Origin of the sequence: Latilactobacillus fragifolii (genome assembly GCF_905332535.1) — a bacterium.
GTDB lineage: Bacteria > Bacillota > Bacilli > Lactobacillales > Lactobacillaceae > Latilactobacillus > Latilactobacillus fragifolii.
In genome coordinates, this window is the sequence record NZ_CAJOCF010000003.1 from 139,477 (window position 1) to 159,691 (window position 20,215).

19 protein-coding genes are annotated in these 20,215 nt (G+C 40.7%); 5 read left to right on the top strand and 14 right to left on the bottom strand.

Going from position 1 to position 20,215, the window contains the following annotated elements:
- The first annotated feature begins 7 nt into the window (after positions 1-7).
- Positions 8-589, top strand: a complete 582-nt coding sequence (locus J7Q78_RS05270; RefSeq protein WP_154242406.1) for a CYTH domain-containing protein — start codon at positions 8-10, stop codon at positions 587-589.
- Positions 590-702: 113 nt separating this feature from the next.
- Positions 703-1,344, top strand: a complete 642-nt coding sequence (locus J7Q78_RS05275) for a DsbA family protein (protein ID WP_235688065.1) — start codon at positions 703-705, stop codon at positions 1,342-1,344.
- Here the strand turns inward: J7Q78_RS05275 and J7Q78_RS05280 are convergent.
- From J7Q78_RS05280 to J7Q78_RS05310, 7 genes are all read right to left on the bottom strand, one after another.
- The gene (locus J7Q78_RS05280) at positions 1,341-2,339 is read right to left on the bottom strand and encodes a competence protein CoiA (RefSeq protein WP_208421959.1); all 999 of its coding nucleotides are present in this window, start codon (positions 2,337-2,339) and stop codon (positions 1,341-1,343) included. The two genes, J7Q78_RS05275 and J7Q78_RS05280, sit on opposite strands and share 4 nt — an antisense overlap.
- 67 nt (positions 2,340-2,406) lie before the next feature.
- A complete protein-coding gene (locus J7Q78_RS05285; RefSeq protein WP_208421960.1) occupies positions 2,407-3,096 on the bottom strand; it encodes an adaptor protein MecA in 690 nt (229 codons plus the stop codon).
- Positions 3,097-3,258: 162 nt separating this feature from the next.
- On the bottom strand, positions 3,259-3,657 hold the full coding sequence (gene spxA / locus J7Q78_RS05290; protein ID WP_039098959.1) for a transcriptional regulator SpxA: 399 nt from the start codon (positions 3,655-3,657) through the stop codon (positions 3,259-3,261).
- A 297-nt stretch (positions 3,658-3,954) separates the two neighbouring features.
- Positions 3,955-4,719 carry an MBL fold metallo-hydrolase gene (locus tag J7Q78_RS05295; RefSeq protein WP_208421961.1) on the bottom strand — a complete coding sequence of 255 codons (765 nt, stop codon included), beginning with the start codon at positions 4,717-4,719 and terminating at the stop codon, positions 3,955-3,957.
- 113 nt (positions 4,720-4,832) lie between these two features.
- Positions 4,833-5,618: a DUF975 family protein gene (locus J7Q78_RS05300; RefSeq protein ID WP_208421962.1), complete on the bottom strand. Its 786-nt coding sequence runs from the start codon at positions 5,616-5,618 to the stop codon at positions 4,833-4,835.
- A gap of 17 nt (positions 5,619-5,635) precedes the next feature.
- A complete protein-coding gene (locus J7Q78_RS05305; RefSeq protein WP_208421963.1) occupies positions 5,636-7,738 on the bottom strand; it encodes an ABC transporter permease in 2,103 nt (700 codons plus the stop codon).
- Complete coding sequence (locus tag J7Q78_RS05310) at positions 7,716-8,492, bottom strand: ABC transporter ATP-binding protein (RefSeq protein WP_208421964.1); 777 nt, start codon at positions 8,490-8,492, stop codon at positions 7,716-7,718. The genes J7Q78_RS05305 and J7Q78_RS05310 overlap by 23 nt, the downstream gene beginning before the upstream one ends.
- A gap of 142 nt (positions 8,493-8,634) precedes the next feature.
- Between J7Q78_RS05310 and J7Q78_RS05315 the strand changes: the two genes are divergently transcribed.
- Genes J7Q78_RS05315 through J7Q78_RS05325 form a run of 3 tightly spaced genes read left to right on the top strand, consistent with a single transcriptional unit; the run spans position 8,635 to position 10,652 of the window.
- Positions 8,635-9,309: a response regulator transcription factor gene (locus J7Q78_RS05315; protein WP_208421965.1), complete on the top strand. Its 675-nt coding sequence runs from the start codon at positions 8,635-8,637 to the stop codon at positions 9,307-9,309.
- Between the two features lie 9 nt (positions 9,310-9,318).
- Positions 9,319-10,386, top strand: coding sequence for a sensor histidine kinase (locus J7Q78_RS05320; protein ID WP_208421966.1), 1,068 nt, complete (start codon positions 9,319-9,321; stop codon positions 10,384-10,386).
- Between the two features lie 17 nt (positions 10,387-10,403).
- On the top strand, positions 10,404-10,652 hold the full coding sequence (locus J7Q78_RS05325) for a hypothetical protein (protein WP_208421967.1): 249 nt from the start codon (positions 10,404-10,406) through the stop codon (positions 10,650-10,652).
- A 186-nt stretch (positions 10,653-10,838) separates the two neighbouring features.
- Here the strand turns inward: J7Q78_RS05325 and J7Q78_RS05330 are convergent, their stop codons facing one another.
- From J7Q78_RS05330 to J7Q78_RS05360, 7 genes are all read right to left on the bottom strand, one after another.
- The gene (locus tag J7Q78_RS05330; RefSeq protein WP_154242416.1) at positions 10,839-12,128 is read right to left on the bottom strand and encodes a PTS sugar transporter subunit IIC; all 1,290 of its coding nucleotides are present in this window, start codon (positions 12,126-12,128) and stop codon (positions 10,839-10,841) included.
- 253 nt (positions 12,129-12,381) lie between these two features.
- Entirely contained in the window at positions 12,382-12,963 is a 582-nt protein-coding gene (gene nrdG, locus J7Q78_RS05335; RefSeq protein ID WP_208421968.1) for an anaerobic ribonucleoside-triphosphate reductase activating protein, read from the bottom strand.
- Positions 12,964-12,996: 33 nt separating this feature from the next.
- Positions 12,997-15,204 carry an anaerobic ribonucleoside-triphosphate reductase gene (gene nrdD, locus J7Q78_RS05340; protein ID WP_208421969.1) on the bottom strand — a complete coding sequence of 736 codons (2,208 nt, stop codon included), beginning with the start codon at positions 15,202-15,204 and terminating at the stop codon, positions 12,997-12,999.
- A 195-nt stretch (positions 15,205-15,399) separates the two neighbouring features.
- A complete protein-coding gene (locus J7Q78_RS05345) occupies positions 15,400-17,544 on the bottom strand; it encodes a heavy metal translocating P-type ATPase (RefSeq protein ID WP_208421970.1) in 2,145 nt (714 codons plus the stop codon).
- Positions 17,541-17,987 (bottom strand): CopY/TcrY family copper transport repressor, encoded by a 447-nt coding sequence (locus J7Q78_RS05350; RefSeq protein WP_208421971.1) that lies wholly within the window; start codon positions 17,985-17,987, stop codon positions 17,541-17,543. Before J7Q78_RS05350 ends, J7Q78_RS05345 begins: the two co-directional genes overlap by 4 nt.
- Before the next feature lie 140 nt (positions 17,988-18,127).
- Entirely contained in the window at positions 18,128-19,852 is a 1,725-nt protein-coding gene (gene ptsP, locus J7Q78_RS05355) for a phosphoenolpyruvate--protein phosphotransferase (protein ID WP_154242421.1), read from the bottom strand.
- The gene (locus J7Q78_RS05360) at positions 19,852-20,118 is read right to left on the bottom strand and encodes a phosphocarrier protein HPr (RefSeq protein WP_004265632.1); all 267 of its coding nucleotides are present in this window, start codon (positions 20,116-20,118) and stop codon (positions 19,852-19,854) included. The genes ptsP and J7Q78_RS05360 overlap by 1 nt, the downstream gene beginning before the upstream one ends.
- Between the last annotated feature and the right edge of the window lie 97 nt (positions 20,119-20,215).

Below are 20,215 nucleotides of genomic sequence, written 5' to 3' on the forward strand. Positions count from 1 at the left end.
TCAACCGATGTCAAAAACGATTGAACGCGAATTTAAGGCGATGTTGACAGCAACCCAATTTGCACAACTACAAGCGGACTATCCATTTGCGGCCCCCTTTGTGCAAACCAATTATTATTACGAACTGCCGGAACAGGGATTAGCTAAGCGCCACTGGGGATTACGGATTCGCTGCTTTGAAACCTATGCCGAACAGACATTAAAGGTCCCAAGTATCGAAAATGACCATAGTTTACTTGAAATCACTGATCGCCTAACCCTTGAGCAGGCCGCCTACTTAATCAAACAACAAACCATATTGTCTTCGGGACAGATTGTTGCTTATTTTGCAGTCCAAAACGTGCTGTTCAATGAATTGTTCATCTGGGGGCAAGCAACAACGCACCGCCAAACCACAGCCTTAGCTGCTGGATTGTTAACGCTTGATGTCACTCACTATCCTGATGAAACTCAGGACTATGAAGTCGAAATTGAAGTCACCAACGTTCAAAAAGGGGCAACTTGGTTTAAAACATTTATCACGCACTATCAGTTAAATGAACAAACACCACCCAATAAAATTGCGCGCGCCCTTATCCATCAAGCTTAAAATTTGTCAAGCTAATTTATTGCATAATTTTAAAATTTTGTTAGAGTAGACAAGTACAAGCTTGTCGAACAGTAATCCAATACAGAAAGTTGGGGGAAACGAATTTGTTAGAAGTGTTTTTATTTATCAACCCAATCGGGCAACTTTGTTTACGTTCTGAAGAGGCACTTTTAAGAATCATCGGCGAAACCGATGCAAATATTCATTTTAAGTTTATTCCTGTCTTAAACTTAAAAAACGTCGAGCGTTACATGCAATTTCAACAACAAAATAGTCATGATTTAAACTTACGGAATCATGTCTTTAGCACGATTTATGAAGCAGTCCTCGCTTATAAAGCTGCAACCTTCCAAGGGGGCAAGAAGAGCCAATCGTTTCTAATGCAACTTCAACAAGCCTTCCGTGAACCGGATATGGAACTTAATAACGAATTAGTTCTCACCATTGCTAAACGCGTGGGACTCGATACCGAAATGTTACTTGAAGATTGGCATAGTCCACTCACTAAACAGGCATTTGATTCTGATCAACAACTATCTTGTGAAATGAACATTCAAACAACCCCTTCAGCAGTGGTCTTCAACTATTCAAAAGATGAAGGCGAATCAGGCTTATTAATTGAAAATTGCGATTCATATGAACTTTTGAAACAAGCCTGTTGTGCTGAAACAACGCCTGAAGAGACTTTCCAATCACTCAAAAAACAAAAAGGCGCCCTCTCACGAGCCGCTTTACATGTTATTTCTCAATCTTAGAACCGGCAGTCAAACGACACCGGTTCTTTTTTGATGGCTTGTTTTAAAGCCGCTTGCCCCCAGTGTACAAATAAGGATTGCTTAAGTAACGGCTGATACAATAAAGGCGTTACCGCTAAAAAATGATCAATTGGTTGGCCACTCAACCACCATGTCACACGACTTTCAAACTGGCTGACCTGATAAATTGGTGGGACGTTGTGCGTGCAGTAACACCACTTTGGAACATTTTGTAACCGTTCATGGTGTGTATAACAAGCCGCCTGTAACGTTACATAATGGGCATCTTGCAGTCCTAACCGTCGACAAATCGCTTGCTGCTGAATCACCTGTGACTTACCCGTATAATGATTGGCTGGTAGTTGTACTTGTGTTACAAGCAAGCGCACAAACGCCTCAGTAGTTAATCGTAGGGTTTGCCAAGCATATCCCGCAAAATCACGAGCAACAATATGGTGATATAACACCCATTGGCCCTGTTTAGGTAGATAACTGACAACATAAAACCCCCACTGCCGCCGATAATTGATAAACCCTAACTGTTGCTGACTTAAATAACGATTAGTCAAACAGTACCGTTCGCCGACCACCCATCGTACTGGTAATTGCCGTTGCTGATAGCCAATTGTTCGCTGATTTAACTTATCTGGCGACAATGGGCTACATTGGTATTCAATAATTAATGCTTGCTGATCCCGGGTTAACCAGACATCAGCCCGCTGTGTCTCGCCGACAGGCACCTCAAAACTGGCATGCCAGCCCAACGCGTGTGCTAATTCAGCAATCGCCTGTTTCCCCGCTTGATGGGTCGAACTCTCACCACCACCGAGGACATGTTCTGCGACATGTGCAAAATATGGTGCTTTGTGCGCACCACAATGTAACTGCACTGCTTTTTGACAACGGGGGCAGAAGTAGCGCGTTACTCGCTGTTGTTTGGCTGCTTGATCAGCACGAATTAAGCTCCCATTCATGGTCTGTGCAACTTTCATCATTTATCACCCCACCAAAAATACGCAAAAAAAAAACGGGTTTTCCTAAATTTAGGAAAACCCGTTATTTTTAACGTTTAAAGTAGTAGCGTGTTAATTCAAGGGCACTATTATCCATGACCTTTTCACCGAATTCATTCAAAAAAGCTGCTGTGTATTCTGACTTCTGCCCATATTCATTAGCAACCGCTAAATCATCCTTTGCAAAAGCTTCGGTCGTATTCTCCATAAAGATAATAATCTGGGCATAATACTGATGTTTGTAAAGAAATAGGTTCGACACACCGCTTTCGATGTGTAATTGTTGGGCCAAAGCAACCCAATCGTCAAATGACTTGAATGATAATACAATTTGTTTCATTGGATTATCCGGTTGATTCATATAAGCGGTCATTTCATCCGCTTCTTCAGTCACGTCATCTTGGATTGTATCGCGCTTTAATAGTTGCTCTTTAATGTATTCAGTAATACCATCTTTGCCTTGCACCATTTCTGATTGACCTTTACCACCGTCAAAGTTTGGCATATTCTTACTAATCAGCAATTCTAACCCTTGATCGTTAGGCAACACTTGGAACGTTACTGCATCATTGTTCGCAAATGTGTGTTCACTGTCCACTTCTTCCAGAATTGAATAGAAGAATCGCTCAATCTTTTTGTGATTGCTTAACAAATCAAGGCCAGTAATCCCGCGTTCTTCTAAATCATCATTTTCTAATAGAACCCGAATTGTATTATCGTCGATTTTTTCCATTCTCATGGGACAACGCCCCTTTCTAACGCGCTTCTTATAGCGTCGTAATTCACTCTCTTTGACTTACCATACCAGTATCTGGCGTAACATTCAAGTATCTACTACATCGCAGCCATTAGTTTTTTAGCCACCAAAAAAGCCGGGGCTTTTAACAGCCCCGACACTTCTCTAGAATCCTGCTAGTAACTGTGCTTGTTGTAATTCCAACGCACGGACTTCACGTGGTAAGAAACGACGAATTTCATCTTCGTTGTAACCAACCTGAAGCCGTTTTTCATCCAAAATAATTGGACGTCGTAATAGCCCTGGGTTCTTTTGAACTAAATCTAATAATTCGTTAATCGATAAGTCGTCAATTTTAATGTTTAACTCTTGGAAAACCTTAGAACGGGTTGAGATGATTTCCTCTGTGCCGTCTTCGGTCATACGTAAGATTGTTTTAATTTCATTTTTATTGAGAGGCTCCGAAAAAATATTGCGTTCTTGGTATGGAATATTGTGTTCCTCTAACCACGCCCGGGCTTTACGACAAGATGTACAACTTGGTGATGTATATAACGTAACCATATGTCTCTCTCCTTTATTAACATGACGCCTTACTTAACACTAAGACAATCATTTCTCTCTTACAAATTTTATTATACGCGACTTTGCACTAGAAAACCACCCCAAAATTAAATTTATTAATTATTTTTTAATAATTAATAAATAGACATTTAAAGACTAAATGTACAATTAAAACGGTTTATCGTTAAATTTCTTCACTTGCTATTGATTTTTCTTTTTTTACATTTATCTTTATCATTCAAAAAAAATTATAGTAGCAGCTACTTTCTAATGAAAATACACTTATTTTTTGTAAGTTTATTCAATGCTGTTTATATTACGCGCTCCGACATCAATTGTCAAACCTTGTTGGGCAACAATTAGCGGCGTCGCCCCAACAGTCGCTTTTGCTTGGACCCGTATCGTTTCGGCCGAAACACCTTGTGGTAAATGCGTTAATAAAATCTTTGCTGCGCCACTTTCTTGTGCTAAATGACCAGATTGGGTCGTTGTCATATGGGCCATTTTACCCGTCCGATCTTCAAGAAAATTCGTATCCGTCATCAGTAAATCAGCGGACTGACAAAAAGCGGCTAATTCAGGAAAGTATGCCGTATCCGCAGTAAAAACTAAGACCTGGCCCGTCGTTTGTTCTTCAATTCGGACAGCAAATGCTGGCACTGGGTGCACGGTCCGTCTAAAGGTTACTTTCAATGGTCCTAGCGTGAGTTTTGTATCTTCTTGATAACCAAAGCCCTGGGTCACACCAGGTTGGGTCAAACTGCCAAAGTGGAGCGGGTCTTGGAGGTGCCCATAAATGGGTAAAATGGGTTCTTTTTTGGCCCCTTGATGTAGTTGCCAATAGTATTGTAAAACCCCCACATCAGCAATGTGATCGTGATGATAATGGGTGAGAAGTACCGCATCCAGTTGCAGTGGATCAAATTGTTTTTCAAGGGCCAATAAAGCCCCACTCCCACAATCTAGCAATAGATGATATGCCCCACTGGTTAATAAGTAACTACTGGTCCCGACGCCGGCATATGGATACCCACCATAATAACCTAAAATTGTTAATTGCATTTTGAATGACCACCTTTCTAGTTTCTATAGTAGCGCATTCGGCGGCTTACGCGCACTATATTTGCTAACTAAATAAAAAAAGCCCGCCATCCATTTGAATGACGGGCTTCATTTTATTGAATCACCTGAATTTTCTTAGCTTTAACTTCTTGATAAAAAATCGTAACGCTCATAATTAAGTATGGGTAAAACCACAAAAGGCCTAGCCCAGCAGTCATGTAAACGACCAGTTCCCAACCAATAAATGATAACGTGAGCCCAAATAATCTCAGCCAATTCCCTTTTAAGATGACCCATGAAAGGCTAAAGATTAATTTTAATGACGCTTGCGGTAAATCAAACTTCAACAGTACTAAAATCTGATAATACGTTAAAATAACGGGTTGCAATAACGATAAAATCAACATCATCATAACAAATAATAAGACACTTTCAGAAATTGTCCCCTGTTGGCTGATGTTTAGTAGATACGGGGCAACGGAATTTAAGCCATTAAAAGTGAACCGCAATACGCGATCCCATCCTAACAGCCGATAAAACGGTGCTAAGCCGATTAATAGTAAGATCCAATTCAAAACCTGTTGAACAAGATTCAACACCACTAAATGTGTGTATAACGGTTGTCGGAATAACAACAAGGTATCCCGGTAATTGCTGGATTTATTCTGACTGACTTTGTAAACACCTAAAAAAACCCCATTTAAAAAAATAAAGTATAAGAAATAATTGGCAAAGGTGTTGAGCATCTGATAACCAAATGAATTAGCGCCAAATAACCCTTCAATGACTGAGTCAACTAATATTTCGACTAACAACCAAAGTGCAACTAAAGCGGCCATCTTCTGCCAGTTGCCTTTTAATAATTGACGCGCTTTTGCGCGGTACATAGCTAATTGCAAAAACTTTCCCTCCGAGCTTAGTAGAACACCTCACTATTGAGTGGTGCGTTCACAATTCGATTATAGATATTGGCCGTAATCAGATAGAAAACAAAGTAAATGATAATAAACAGGCCGCAAACAATATAGGCTAATTGTAACCCAGGATTATCCAAAAACAAACCCAATAACCGAATTGCAAAAAAAGCATGCATTGATCCTAAAATAATTGGTAATAAAAAGAGCATCAGAATTTGGAAATAAATCGTGCGCTTAATCTCGCTATCACTCATCCCAATTTTTTTCAACGTTTTATACTGCAAAATCTCTTCTTGGGCTTCTGATAATTGTTTCAACATGATGATACTGCCCGTAGCTAACATGAAGATTAATGCAATAAAAATTGCGACATACATATAAAAGCCAAAATTAGCGTTGGCAATATCCCGATTTGGCTTTTTTAACAACACCGATTGACGGCTTAACGCTTCTAAGCGTTGACTAGTGGTTTTAATTTCATAATGGGGCTGTCCGGCTTTTTTATGCATGATTAAATAGTCTTGTTGCTTGGGCTTTTTCGATAGACGGAACAAATCGCGCATTAATTGTTTTTGCTTTTGTTGCGCAGCAGAGAACTGAACGGCATAGATTTGATCAACTGAAGTGGCTTGGACTTGTTGATACTCAGCATCATTGGCCACAATCACGTTTAAACCACCCTCAAAGAACATATCAGCGCCATTGGGGAACAATTTACGGATGTGTACAATCCGCAAACCCGCAAGCCCAGACTGGTCAAGTTGCAACGGGATTCCCGCTTTGTCTGGTGACATGCCGGCGCCTGCTTTACGAGGCATCTTCATCATTGTTAATGGCAGATTAATAATCGTCACCACAGTGTTTTTCGCCAACTTGGTTGCCGGTAGGTTAAACTGTTGTGCCATCACTTGGTTGTATTGCGATAGCGGCATAATCACCGCGGCCCCATCCATTTTGATGCCCTCCCGAGTTAACGGTGTGTTAACCTTAAAGCGGGCGTCCACCAGTTTAAACGAAGAGACTGTTTGACTGACCGGCCGAACATGATATTGCGTTAAGATTTTATCGACCGCCGCCTTTTGACTTTGTGTATAAATCAAATCCGCTGGGATGTTCTGCCGTAATGTATCTTGACCATACGTATAAATCATGGCCGCGCTTCCAAGTGCGGTAATGGTCACCGCACTTAAAATCGTAATCATCCATAACATCTTCGCATTCTTTTTAAAGCGAAAACTTAAATTCGTAACGTTCAATAAATGCGTCCCACGATAATAAAGTCGTTTCCAATGCCGTTCTAACTGTAACCAAATTTGCGTATAGGCTTGAAAAAAGGCCAATGTCCCGATTATTTCAAATAATAAAATAGCCAGTAAATAAACCAAATCAATGCCAAAACCATAGTGCCGTTCTAAATTAGGCATTAAAACAAGCGTCTGATCTGCTAAGTAATAGCCACTAACGATCAATGCGGGTGCGATAATCCCCCATAAATAAGTCAGCCAGTTCGGCCGGCGCACTTTCCGACTCACTGCAGACGGTTGCAGCAATGTCACTAATTGATATCGATAAATCAGCGTACTATTTAAAAAACCAGTCAACAAGAATAAGCTACCAAAGGTAACCGTCGTTTGTTCAATAGCCCGCCATGAAATTAAAAACGGCATGGCCACGGCAATGCCCATCATGCGTAATAATAACATTGCGAATAATTTTGAAAAAAGGATCCCGAATAACAACCCGATAATCAGAGCAATCACGCCGATAATTAAACTTTCAAAGAAAAAAAGTAAGCTAATTTGAAATTTAGTGACCCCGATAACGCTTAAAACGCCAATCTCTCGCCGCCGTTTTTTAATGAAAAATAAGTTAGCATACGCCAAAAAAAAGGCGGCAAATAGTAAAATAATTAAACCTGCGACCTGGATCATCCGATCAAAGGCAAAGGATTCGCCAACCATTTTAAGATGCTTAAAGATTGGCGCAGTTTGAATCGAGGTGAAACAAAAATAAACCACAATCGCGGCAACACAAGCAATGACGTAAGCTGCATAGTCGCGTGCATGGTTAATCGCGTTTCTAACGGTTAGGTGTAACAGCATTAAATCGGCCTCCCCCACCTATCGTTGCTTGCATATCAATGATTTGATTGAAGAATTGTTGCCGATCACCATTGCGGACGATTTCTGAGAATAATTGCCCATCTTTAATGAACAGTATCCGCCGACAATAACTAGCCGTAAACGCATCATGGGTGACCAATAAAATCGTCGTCTTTTCCTGACGGTTAATCACGGTTAAATATTGTAAGAGCTCCGTGGCTGATTTAGAATCTAAACTGCCAGTCGGTTCGTCGGCCAATAATAAAGTCGGATTGGTAATCATCGCGCGACCACATGCCACTCGTTGCCGTTGACCAATGGAAACTTCATCTGGATAACGGTCTAGTAGACTACTAATCCCCAAGACCCGACTAACTTTATCCAACCGTTTTTCAATCACTGGTACACTTAATTTATCAAGTGCCAAGGGAAGTAACATATTTTCCCGCACTGTCAATGAATCCAGTAAGTTGAAATCCTGAAAAATAAAGCCTAAATCTTGCCGCCGGAAATTAGCAAGTTTGGCTTCACGCATCCGACTCACAACTTGATCTTTAATGATTACTTGTCCATGCGTTGGTCGATCAATAGTCGCAATCATATTTAATAAGGTCGTTTTACCAGCGCCTGACGGGCCCATAATGCCGACAAACTCCCCCGGTTCTATATCAAATGAAATATTATTAAGCGCATTAACAAGGCTAAACCGGTGCCCGTAGACTTTCGAAACTTGTTGGACTGATACGACTGCCATTTTCCCACATCCCTTAACTAATTGGTATTCATTTTAGCAGAATTGACCGCAAAAGCCCATTTTATAACTACGACCTTAGTTGGTTGTCTTTTCTAGTGAAAGTGGTTAGTATAAACTTATCTATGTATGAGGAGAATTTATTATGTTTGAAATTATGATTGTTGAAGATGATCCAACAATTGCCAATTTAATTGCTGAGAACTTAAATAAGTGGCAATTGCACGCGAATATCACTACCGATTTCGATACCATCTTCGACCAATTCTTAACCGATAAACCCCACCTGATTTTGCTTGATATCAACCTTCCTGTTTATGACGGGTTCTATTGGTGTCGCAAAATTCGTGAAGTATCTAAAGTACCAATTATTTTTATCTCTAGTCGTAGCACTAACATGGATATGGTGATGTCGATGAACATGGGGGGCGATGACTTTGTCAATAAACCCTTTTCAATGGAAGTTTTAATCGCTAAAATTAACGCCCTCTTACGGCGAACTTACAACTACGTTGATCAAAACACCGATATCATTGAACATAACGGTTTAATGATCAATCTTCAAAACGGCGGAGCGCAAGTTGGCGAAACCACCATCGATCTTTCCAAAAATGAATATAAGCTCCTCCAATTTCTGATGCGCCAACACGGTCAGATTGTCAGTCGTGAAAAATTATTACGCGCTCTCTGGGATGATGAACGATTTGTCGATGACAATACCCTAACCGTCAATATTAACCGCCTCCGCAAGAAAATCGAAAGTGCTGGTTTAAAAGACTACATTCAAACGAAAATTGGCCAAGGCTATATTATTCCTTAAGGAGTTATTATGACGTTTAAAAAGTTCTTACGTGATCATTTATTTCATATCGCTTTTTTCTTCGGCGGCATGCTTGTCCTAGATATTATCTTATGGCTCGACCCTAGTATGCGCTTTGCTAAAGCGACACTTTTATACCTTGACTTACTATTGGCGCTTTTTTTCTGCGCTTTTTTAGTTGGTTTATACGTCTACCATCTCAAGTGGTACCGCACCATTCAAGCCCGCTTAGATGCTAAAGAAGATAGTCTAAATTGGCCGCTTACAGGAGCCACTTCAGCTGAAAAGCAATTCATTCAACACTACGTTAATCAACTACTGGCCTATCATCAACAAAGCATTGATCAGCTCATTTCCGCTCAACAAGATCAAAAGAATTTCATTGATGGCTGGGTGCACGAAAGTAAGGTCCCTCTGGCGGCCACGCAATTACTCATTGAATCCATCGAAAACCAGATTCCAGAAGATAAATTCAATCAATTAACCGATGAACTGGTCCAAATTGAACACTATGTTGAACAGGTACTCTACTACTCACGTCTCGATAGTTTTTCTAAGGACTACTTAGTGCAAGAATACGATCTAAAACCGTTAGTCAACCAAATCATTCGCGAAAATCGCAATTATTTTATTCAAAAACATATCCAATTTAAACTGCTTGGTGCCGAACAAACCGTCTTAACCGATGCTAAATGGCTGTCTTTCATCTTGAATCAAATTATTTCCAATGCGTTAAAATATACCCCTGATGGTGGTCAAATTACAGTTCAAATTGAACGTGATGAACAAGGGGTTTGGCTGAAGATCATTGATACAGGAATTGGGATTCCCGCAGAAGACCTACCGCGGATTTTCGATAAAGGATTCACCGGTCAAAATGGGCGCTATTCTAACCAACGTTCAACCGGTTTAGGCCTCTATCTTGCACGGGCCTTAAGTGAAAAACTGGGGCACGAACTCACCGTTGTCTCCCAACCGGGTAGTGGCTCAACGTTTAAATTACTCTTCCCATTTTTAAGTTATTACAACTCAGAAGACGATTCTAACCTATTTGGCAAAACCCATCCCACAGATTAACGAAACGGATCCTTACTATGCGCAAAATAATTTTGATCACCCCACTTTTAACCATGGCATTTCTAGTAGGTTACCAAGCTAAAAAAACGGCTCCTTTCGCGCAGTCAACCACTACGATCGACGCCACTCGTGCAACAACTAAAAAAGCCCTCGCGGCCGATTCACAGACTTGGCTGTTTAATAAACAACTCCTCTCTAAACAAACTAAAAATGGCCTGTCTGACAACATCACCGTTGCAAATATTGCTCAAATGACTACCCCCTAAAAGTTGGCTCACCTCTAAGATGCGCGATAATATCAACTATCTAACCGATGAAACCGCTGGTCAGATTTCGAGAAATATCGTTATTGATCGCGTTCAAGATGGGCACGTCACCATTGCAAGTGAATCACCTCATTCATAATCGGCACTAAAAAAGGTCCCCCATTAATGGCGGACCTTTTTTGTGACTTAAGCCGCTTGATCACGAGCTATTTCTTCTTTTAAAGCCATATCTGTGGCAATCTTGATGAATGGTAAGTAAATGAGAACTGAAACCAATAAGTTCAAGGCTGCTAAGACCCCACCTTGCCAACTAACCGTTGCAATAACCCCGCCAATAATTGGCGGTGTTACCCACGGTGGCATAACCGTTGCAGCGGGCACTAAACCGGTACTCGTTGCAAAGTAAGCGATGGTTACAATTACCATCGGTGTTGCAATGTATGGAATGAATAAAATTGGATTCAATACAATTGGTAAACCAAATGTTAATGGTTCGTTGATATTAAAGATCCCAGGAGCAGCACTTAAGTTCCCTACAATTGAATATTGTTTATTCTTGCGACCGACTAACCAAATTGCAATAATTAGCCCTAATGTGGCACCAGTTCCCCCTAAGTTAACAAATGAATCGAAGAATGGTTTGTTAACAATGTAAGGTGCAGTCTTACCAGCTTTAATGGCATTTAAGTTAGCTGTAATCGCGGGGGCATTGATTGTTTGCATGAATGGTTCAATCATGTTAGCGCCGTGTAACCCAAAGAACCATAAGAATGGGGTGATGAATGCTAATAATAATGCTGAAGGATAGCTGTTTGCAAGTCCTTGGAATGGTTCTTGTACAGCTTTGTAGAATGATGTCACAATGTTTTCAACACCAAAGCCTAGTAGAATGGTTGCAAATAACGAGAAAATCGCGATGGTAATCATTGATGGCAATAATGCCGCAAATGATTGGGAAACTGCCGGTGGAACCCCATCAGGCATCTTAATGACTAAGTGTTTGTTGCCTAATAAACGTCTGAGAATTTCTGTTGAAATCATTGCAACGATTAAAGCAACGAACAAACCCATCGAATCCATCCCTGCAAGGCCGCCAACAGCAAAGAATGCACCTAAAGCTGTTACGCCGGCTGCTAGTGGATTGATATTATATGACTTACCTAAATTGTAAGCGACCAAGAATACGATGAACACGGAAAGAATTGCAAATGTTCCACTCCAAGCATTGCCCCCGAATTTAGTCCAGATATAGGCCTTTTCAGCGCCCTTACCGACCGTCTTCGAAAACACACTATTCATGAAATTAGTATATGCTGGAATTGGCAAATTATTAATTAAAGTTGCAAAAGCACCCAAGATCATTAATGGCATCGTTGTCACAAAGGCGTCGCGGATGGCAATTAGATGGCGTTGATTCCCAACTTTTGCCGCAACTGGTAAAAAGCGTTTCTCCATGAAACTGATAAATGAATTCATTAACCTCACTCCTTTTCCTGAATCATAATTAAAAAATAATTGCTATTACAAGTGTTATGATAGCGTTTACATTAACTGCTGTCAACTGATGACCGTGTTCATTACCAATGAATGCCCATTCTTTCACAAAAACCAAAAAAAGCGCCAACCCATTTTAATCATGGATTAACGCTCTTTTTTATCCGTTTTAGGGATATACCAATGGTCGAAAATGAAAATAAAATTTTTAATAACTTTACATTACATATTACTTTCAATGAACTAAATTTGCCCATATAACGGGCTTTTTAGCCACTAATGATTTTTTAACATCGATAATCCGTTGATTGGCACTTCCTCGAAATTGCAATGTCAAATCCATTTGATCCTTCATGAAACGCCCATCGACTAAAATATCAATCTTAGAAAGTAACTCTCGTTTATCATCAGACTCTTGCATGAGTTCTTCCCACGTATACCCCGTCCACGACCAGACGTCCTTTGTATCACCATAGGTTGCCCGTATCCGTTCTACAAGTGATAAACAAGTCTTCGTATTTAAGAACGGTTCGCCACCCAATAACGTAAGGCCCTGAACGTAAGATTGCCCTAAATCAGCAATAATTTGGTCTTCTAATTCAGTTGTATAAGGGCGACCGTAGCGAAAATTCTGCGCCACCCGATTATAACAACCAGGACAGGCAAACATACAGCCACTCACATATAAACTACAGCGCACCCCTTCGCCATCAACAAAGTTAAACGGTTTATAATCTGCAATATAATCCTGGCTTAACGTTTCTGAAAGCCATTCTTTGGGCGCCGGATTCTTCGGGCCTTGTTGTTTTACTGCCATCTTCAAAAACTCCTTCAAATCCAATATTCACAATTATTGCCGCGCAATGTTGTTATTATCATTACCAATGGTGATATGCATGTGTTTAACGCGACTAGCGATTTCTTTATGCCGCCCATGCACCATTGGGCGTTGTTGTGGATTGCCTAGATAACCACAGGTCCGCTTAACGACGTCACATGTTGCAGCATCCGTATTGCCACATTGTGGGCATTGAAATCCACGTTCGGTTGGCTTAAAGTCCCCTTTAAACCCACATTTGAAACATTGATCGATTGGGGTATTTGTTCCTAGATAGCCTACACGATCGTAGGCATAGTCCCACACAGCTTCTAAAGCCTTCGGATTTTGACGCAAATTTGGATATTCACAGTAATGAATGAAGCCACCAGAACAATACTTCGGATAATCTTTTTCAAAATCTAATTTTTCAAATGGCGTGGGTGCTTTACGCACATCGTAGTGGAAACTATTTGTATAGTATTCTTTATCCGTAATGTTTTCGACAATCCCAAATTTTTGTGTATCTTTTTGACAGAACGTATTCGTTAAACTTTCTGCTGGTGTGCTGTAGACAGAAAAGTGATAGCCGTATTCTTTTTCCCAATCAATACAGTGATTATAGAGGTCTTTAACAACGTCTAACGTGAATTCTTTTGCCTTAGCATCCTTTTCCCAATCTGGACCAAAGAACGCTGTACCGACTTCATAAAGACCAATATAGCCCAATGAAACTGTGGCCCGTGAATTCTTAAAGACTTCATCAACACTGTCTGTTTTCTGCAAACGTTTGCCAAAGGCCCCGTATTCATAAAGAATCGGCGCATTTTCCGGTTTCGCTTCTTTGGCACGTTCTACTTTAAAAACAAGGGCTTCCTTGCAAACTTGCAATCGCTGTTCTAGAATTTCCCAGAACTTATCTTGATTGCCATCAGCTTCAAGTGCAATTCGTGGTAAATTGATTGTTACAACGCCTAGATTCATCCGGCCACTGTTAACTTCCTCACCCTGTTCGTTTTTCCAACCTTGTAAGAAGCTTCGGCAACCCATTGGTGCTTTGAAGGAGCCCGTTAATTCAACTAACTTATCATACATTAAAACGTCGGGGTACATCCGTTTTGTGGCACATTCAACGGCCAATTGCTTGATATCGTAGTTTGGATCAGTTGGGTTTAAGTTTAAACCACGTTTGATAGCAAAGACTAGTTTAGGAAAAATCGCAGTCCGTTTTTCTTTACCTAGTCCTTCAATCCGGATTGAAAGAATTGCTTTTTGAATTGCCCGTTCAATCCAGCTACTCCCTAACCCAAAGCCAAGCGTTGTAAATGGGGTTTGGCCTTGCGATGAATATAAAGTATTAATTTCATATTCTAACGCTTGCATGGCGTCATAAATATCTTTTTCGGTTTTAGTCTGTGCATAGTCTTTTTGTTTAGCTTCGCCATCAATCCAGTTCTTGGCATCTGCTAAATGTTTGGCATAATTCTTTTCAGCAAATGGTGCCAATAATTCATCCACTCGATCAGCTGAACAGCCACCATATTGGCTAGAAGCGACATTGGCAATAATTTGTGCCATTTGTGCTGTAGCGGTTTGAATTGAATGTGGCGCTTCAACTTCAGCATTACCAATCTTAAAGCCGTGATTCAACATTTCTTTAAAATCAATTAAACAGCAATTGGTCATTGGACTATATGGTTGGTAATCCAAATCATGCCAATGAATCTCACCTTTTAAATGAGCATTTGCTACTTTATCAGGCAACATCTTGAGCCCCATCGCTTTGGCAACGGTCCCTGCCGTAAGGTCCCGTTGGGTATTAAACACATGACTATCTTTATTCGCATTTTCATTGACCACCGTTTGGTCTTTTTTCAATAATTTTTGGATTGTAAAGTTGATATCAGTTGCCTGATTCCGGGCGAAGTCTCGTTGGGTCCGATAGTTAATATATTCTTGGGCAATATCATATTGATGATGTTCTAAGAGCTTATGTTCTACAATATTTTGTAGTTCATAGATTTTAACATCTTGATCAAACCGACTGCCGACTTCACTCACAACATCTAGTGCGACGATGTTTAATACTTGATAGTCTAGTGGCTCTAATTTTGTTTTGACATTTTTAGCAGCTTTAATAATTGCTTGTTCAATTTTATCCGCAGAAAAAGGCATAATGCGCCCATCTCTTTTAATCACTTTAATTTGCAAGTCTGCTTCTGAAGCAATTTTCATATCCATCCTAGCACCAGTCTCCTTTTGAATCAGTAACCCCATCATAGCGGATTAAAAATCCAGATTCAACCTATATATAGTAGATAATCCAACAAAAAGACGCACTACAACTATATGTTGTGTGCGTCTAATTGTGGGCGATATTTTCTTTCGCCCGTCCTTATCGAAATCTACTTCGTGATGCTTAAAAAAGGATTGACATCATGCGTCCCGTTTTAATTTCAAAGTCATTGCATTAATGGCCACAACAATTGTCGAAAGTGACATTAAGATGGCTCCGACTGCTGGACTTAATACTAAACCTATTCCGGCAAATAGTCCGCCAGCTAATGGGATGGCTACAATATTATAGCCAGCTCCCCACCAGAGGTTTTGCATCATTTTACGGTTAGTTGCATGTGCTAAATTCAAGAAATGGATAATATCGTTTGGATTGCTCTTCACAAGGATTACGTCTGCTGAATCAATCGCAACATCCGTCCCAGCGCCAATTGCGATCCCAATATCGGCCCGCGTTAAACTTGGCGCATCGTTGACCCCATCGCCAACCATCAAGACCACTTCTCCTTTAGCTTGATAATCTTTGACGATTGCTTCTTTATCTTCTGGTTTCAGGTTCGCTTGAACTGGCATACCGCCTAATTGTGTAGCGACTCTTTCAGCTACTTGTCGGTTATCCCCTGTCAACATGACTGGTTGGATATGCCGTTTCTTTAACGCTTGGATGAATGCAGGTGCTTCGGGTTTGATTTGATCACCTTGTGCCACTAACCCTAAGACCGTTTGATCTTGTAATAAATAACTGATGGAATTGCCCTTTTCTGCTAAAGTTTGGAAAAGCGCTTGATCAAATTCAATGTGCTGCGCTTGTAAATAAGTTGCCGTCACAACTTGATAACTTTGCCCCGCAACCGTCCCCGACAACCCGACTCCTTGAATTGTTTGCACATTGTCTGCTTGTAAATCAGGAATGCTTTGTGCTTGATTATACGCTAAAATCCCCGTTGCCAATGGGTGGCTTGAATGCCGTTCTAATGCACCAAAGAGTTGCATGAGTCGTTGTTTATCAAGTGCTGTATCGAAAACTTCGACAGCATTTACTTTAAATGCACCTTGTGTCAAGGTCCCCGTTTTATCCATCAAAACAACGGTTACTTTATCTGACAGTTCGATTGCTTCACGATTACGAATGAGCAAGCCGTTTGTAGCCGCAATCGCTGTACTTCTGGCAACCACCAATGGGATGGCCAATCCAAGTGCATGCGGACAAGCAATAATAAAGACTGTCACCATCCGTTCAAAAGCCGTATTTAAATCAGCCAAGAATCCCCAACTAATGAACGCAATAATCCCAGCAACTAAAGCAGCGTAAAAAAGATACTTTGCAACTTTGTCGGCTAACCCTTCAACTTTTGATTTTTCTTGCTGAGCTTGTTTAATTAATTTCATAACCTGGGCTAAGTAACCACTTTCGCCAGTTCCAGTTACCTGCACCGTTAATGTCCCGTTCCCGTTGACTGTCCCACCAATCACTTGATCGCCTTCAGACTTAGCAACGGCTTTTGCTTCCCCCGTGACTAAGGATTCATTGACTTGGCTTTGCCCAGCTACAATTAAGCCATCAGCAGGTACCTTTTCCCCAGCTGCGACTAATACGGTTTGTCCTTTTTTTAAGTCCTTTAAATCAACTGCGTGTTGCTGCCCTGCTTGATCAATCACTTGTGCTTGGCCAGGCAATAAAGCAGCCATTTTTTCTAAAGCACTCCCCGCACTCATTACCGCATTCATTTCAATCCAGTGCCCCAATAACATAATGACAATTAACGTTGCGAGCTCCCAGAAAAAGTCCATCACATGGCCTTGCGGATTCAAGAAATGATTCGCAATAAAGGCGTATAAACTATATAGGTAAGAAACACTAATCCCCATCGCAATTAAGGTCATCATCGCTGGGCTCTTAGCAGATAATTCTCCTTGCGCCCCCTTTAAGAAAGGGGCACCCCCGTAAAAGAAAAGCAAGGTTGCTAAAATCAAGACCAGCCAATCTGAACCCGGAAAAGTTGTTTGAAAAGGTAACTGCATTCCCATAAATGGGGAGAGAACTAAAATGGGCACAGTCGCTATTAATGAAAGCCAAAATTTTTGTTTTAGATTCCCCATATGCATCATGTGTCCACCGTGCATCATCATATCATCGCCGCCCATGTCATGCATATCGTGATCCATATGCCCCATCATCGCATGGTCGTGATGCATGTCGTGCATGCTGTGATCCATTTGATGCTCGTGGTGCATGTCCTTCATCGTATGCCCTTCGTGTTCGTGGTGCATTTCATTATGTTTCATTTTGCTTCCTCCTTTAGACAATCACAATTGGTTGGTAAACAGTCACATTCAATCATCGTTGGTGCGTCCGGTAATTTAGCCGCTAACACCTTTTGTAACATCTGAATATCATTTTGACTGAGCGCTGTTTGCTCCATTAAAGTAGCTAACGTGCGGCCTTTTTTCATACTACATAATTGGTTAAACAACGACTGGGTGGCATGATTCATCGCTTCCTCTTCTGCGATATTGGCCGTATAAGTAAATCGACGCCCTTCTTTGGTAGCAATTAAATAATCTTTTTTAACCAGACGACCTAGCAAAGTCTTAATCGTTGACGCTTGCCAATCCCGCTTTTGCTGAACGAGCTTAATCAAATGACTGCTATTGACTTGACCAAGCGACCAAACCATTCGCATAATTTCCCATTCGGCATCCGTAATAACCCCTATCTTTTCGGTCATTCGCAGTCCCCTCCGTTTCGTTTACATTTGTAATCTATATTTTATAGTTTACATTTGTAGACTATATCTGTCAATTCTTTTGTTTATGTCATTTTGCGCACAAAAAAAGACCGCCACAGCGGGCGGTCTTTAACCAATGATTAAAGATTTTGCATAAAATCTTCAACTAGTTTTTGGTTTTCTTCATTACTTGTATTCACATTAATAGCGGTTTCAACTAAATCAGTTAATTGAGTAGTATCCAAACGCTTCATCAAACTCCGAACTCGAAGAACAGAAGTTGCGCTCATGGAGAATTCGTCTAAGCCCATTCCAACAAGGAGTGGTGCCATGACTGAATCACCAGCGGCTTCCCCACACATTCCAGTCCACTTACCTTCTTTATGCGAAGCGTCAATAACGTTCTTAATTAAACGTAAGATTGCTGGATTGTACGGTTGATAAAGGTATGATACACGTTCATTCATCCGATCAGCAGCCATTGTATATTGAATTAAGTCGTTTGTTCCGATACTAAAGAAGTCAACTTCCTTAGCAAATTGATCTGCTAAGACGGCGCTGGCTGGAATTTCAACCATCATCCCAACTTGTAAATCATCAGAAACAGTTTGACCATCAGCCAATAATTTAGCTTTTTCTTCTTCAAGAATACCTTTTGCTTGCCGGAATTCTGCGACAGTTGCGATCATTGGGAACATGATGCGTAACTTACCGTAATTTGAAGCGCGGAGTAAAGCACGCAATTGCGTTCTGAAAATATCATCACGGTCTAAACTAATCCGAACTGCTCGGTAGCCTAAGAACGGATTCATCTCTTCTGGTAATGGTAAGTAAGGTAACTTCTTATCCCCACCAATGTCCATTGTCCGCACAACAACTGGTTTACCAGCCATACCTTCTAAAACAGTCTTATAAGCTTCGAACTGATCATCTTCACTAGGTAATTCAGATGAGTCCATGTATAAGAATTCTGTCCGGTATAAGCCGATTGCTTCAGCACCGTTATCGATAACACCATCTAAATCTTTAGGTGTGCCGATATTGGCCGCAACGGTAAATGTTTTACCATCTTTTGTAACGGATTTTTCATTCTTTAATTTTTCCCATTCTGCTTTTTGTTCGGCGAAAGCTTGCGCCTTCTTGTCGTATTCAGCAATATCTGCATCTGTCGGGTTAATAATAACGTCCCCGTTAATCCCGTCGACAATTACTTGTTCACCGGCTTTAACAGAAGTGGTAATATTTTCAGTCCCAACAATTGCAGGAATTTCTAAAGAACGGGCCATAATAGCAGAGTGCGACGTCCGACCACCAATATCAGTCACAAAAGCCTTAACGAACTTACCGTTTAATTGGGCTGTGTCACTTGGTGTCAAGTCATGAGCAATCACAATTACTTCTTCATCAATTAACGCTGGATTAGGGAGTGTTACCCCTAATAAATGACTGAGAACTCGCTTTGTAACATCTTTGATGTCAGCAGCACGTTCTTGCATGTATGCGTTATCAGTCATCGCCTCAAAAGTGGCCACGAATAAATCCGCGACCTCCTTGAGCGCTTGCTCAGCATTAACCTTGTCATCATTGATTTTACCTTCGATAGCGCCGGTAAATTCTGGGTCTGCTAAAATCATCATGTGGGCATCAAAAACTTGGGCTTCTTCTTCCCCTAATGATTCAGCAGCAATCTTCCGAATGGTTTCTAAATCACTCGTGGAAGCTTGTAAGGCATTATGCAAACGATTAATCTCTTTTTCTGAATCTGAAATAGTTGATTTCGAAAATGACAAATCGGGTTGCACTAACATATAGGCTTTCGCCGTAGCGATACCATCACTGGCAGCAATCCCTCTTAGTTTTGTCATTATTCAGATAAACCTTCCTTTTTCATTGTTTCTTCAATTGCGTTAATTGCGTCTGCTTCGTCAGCACCTTCAGCTGAGATAGTAACATCAGCACCTTGGCCAACACCGAGTGACATAACACCCATGATTGACTTCAAGTTTACAGATTTACCTTTATATTCTAAGTTAACATCTGAATTAAATTTGCTTGCTGTTTGTACTAATAATGTAGCTGGACGTGCGTGGATACCTGTGTCTGCTACTACGTGAAAATCGCGTTTTTCCATATTAATCGATCCCCTTTTATCTAAATGATAGATTTAGTTTTTAACGAAATGAGTAGTCACTAATAGTGGCTCCCCTTCCGATATTTAAGATTACCAT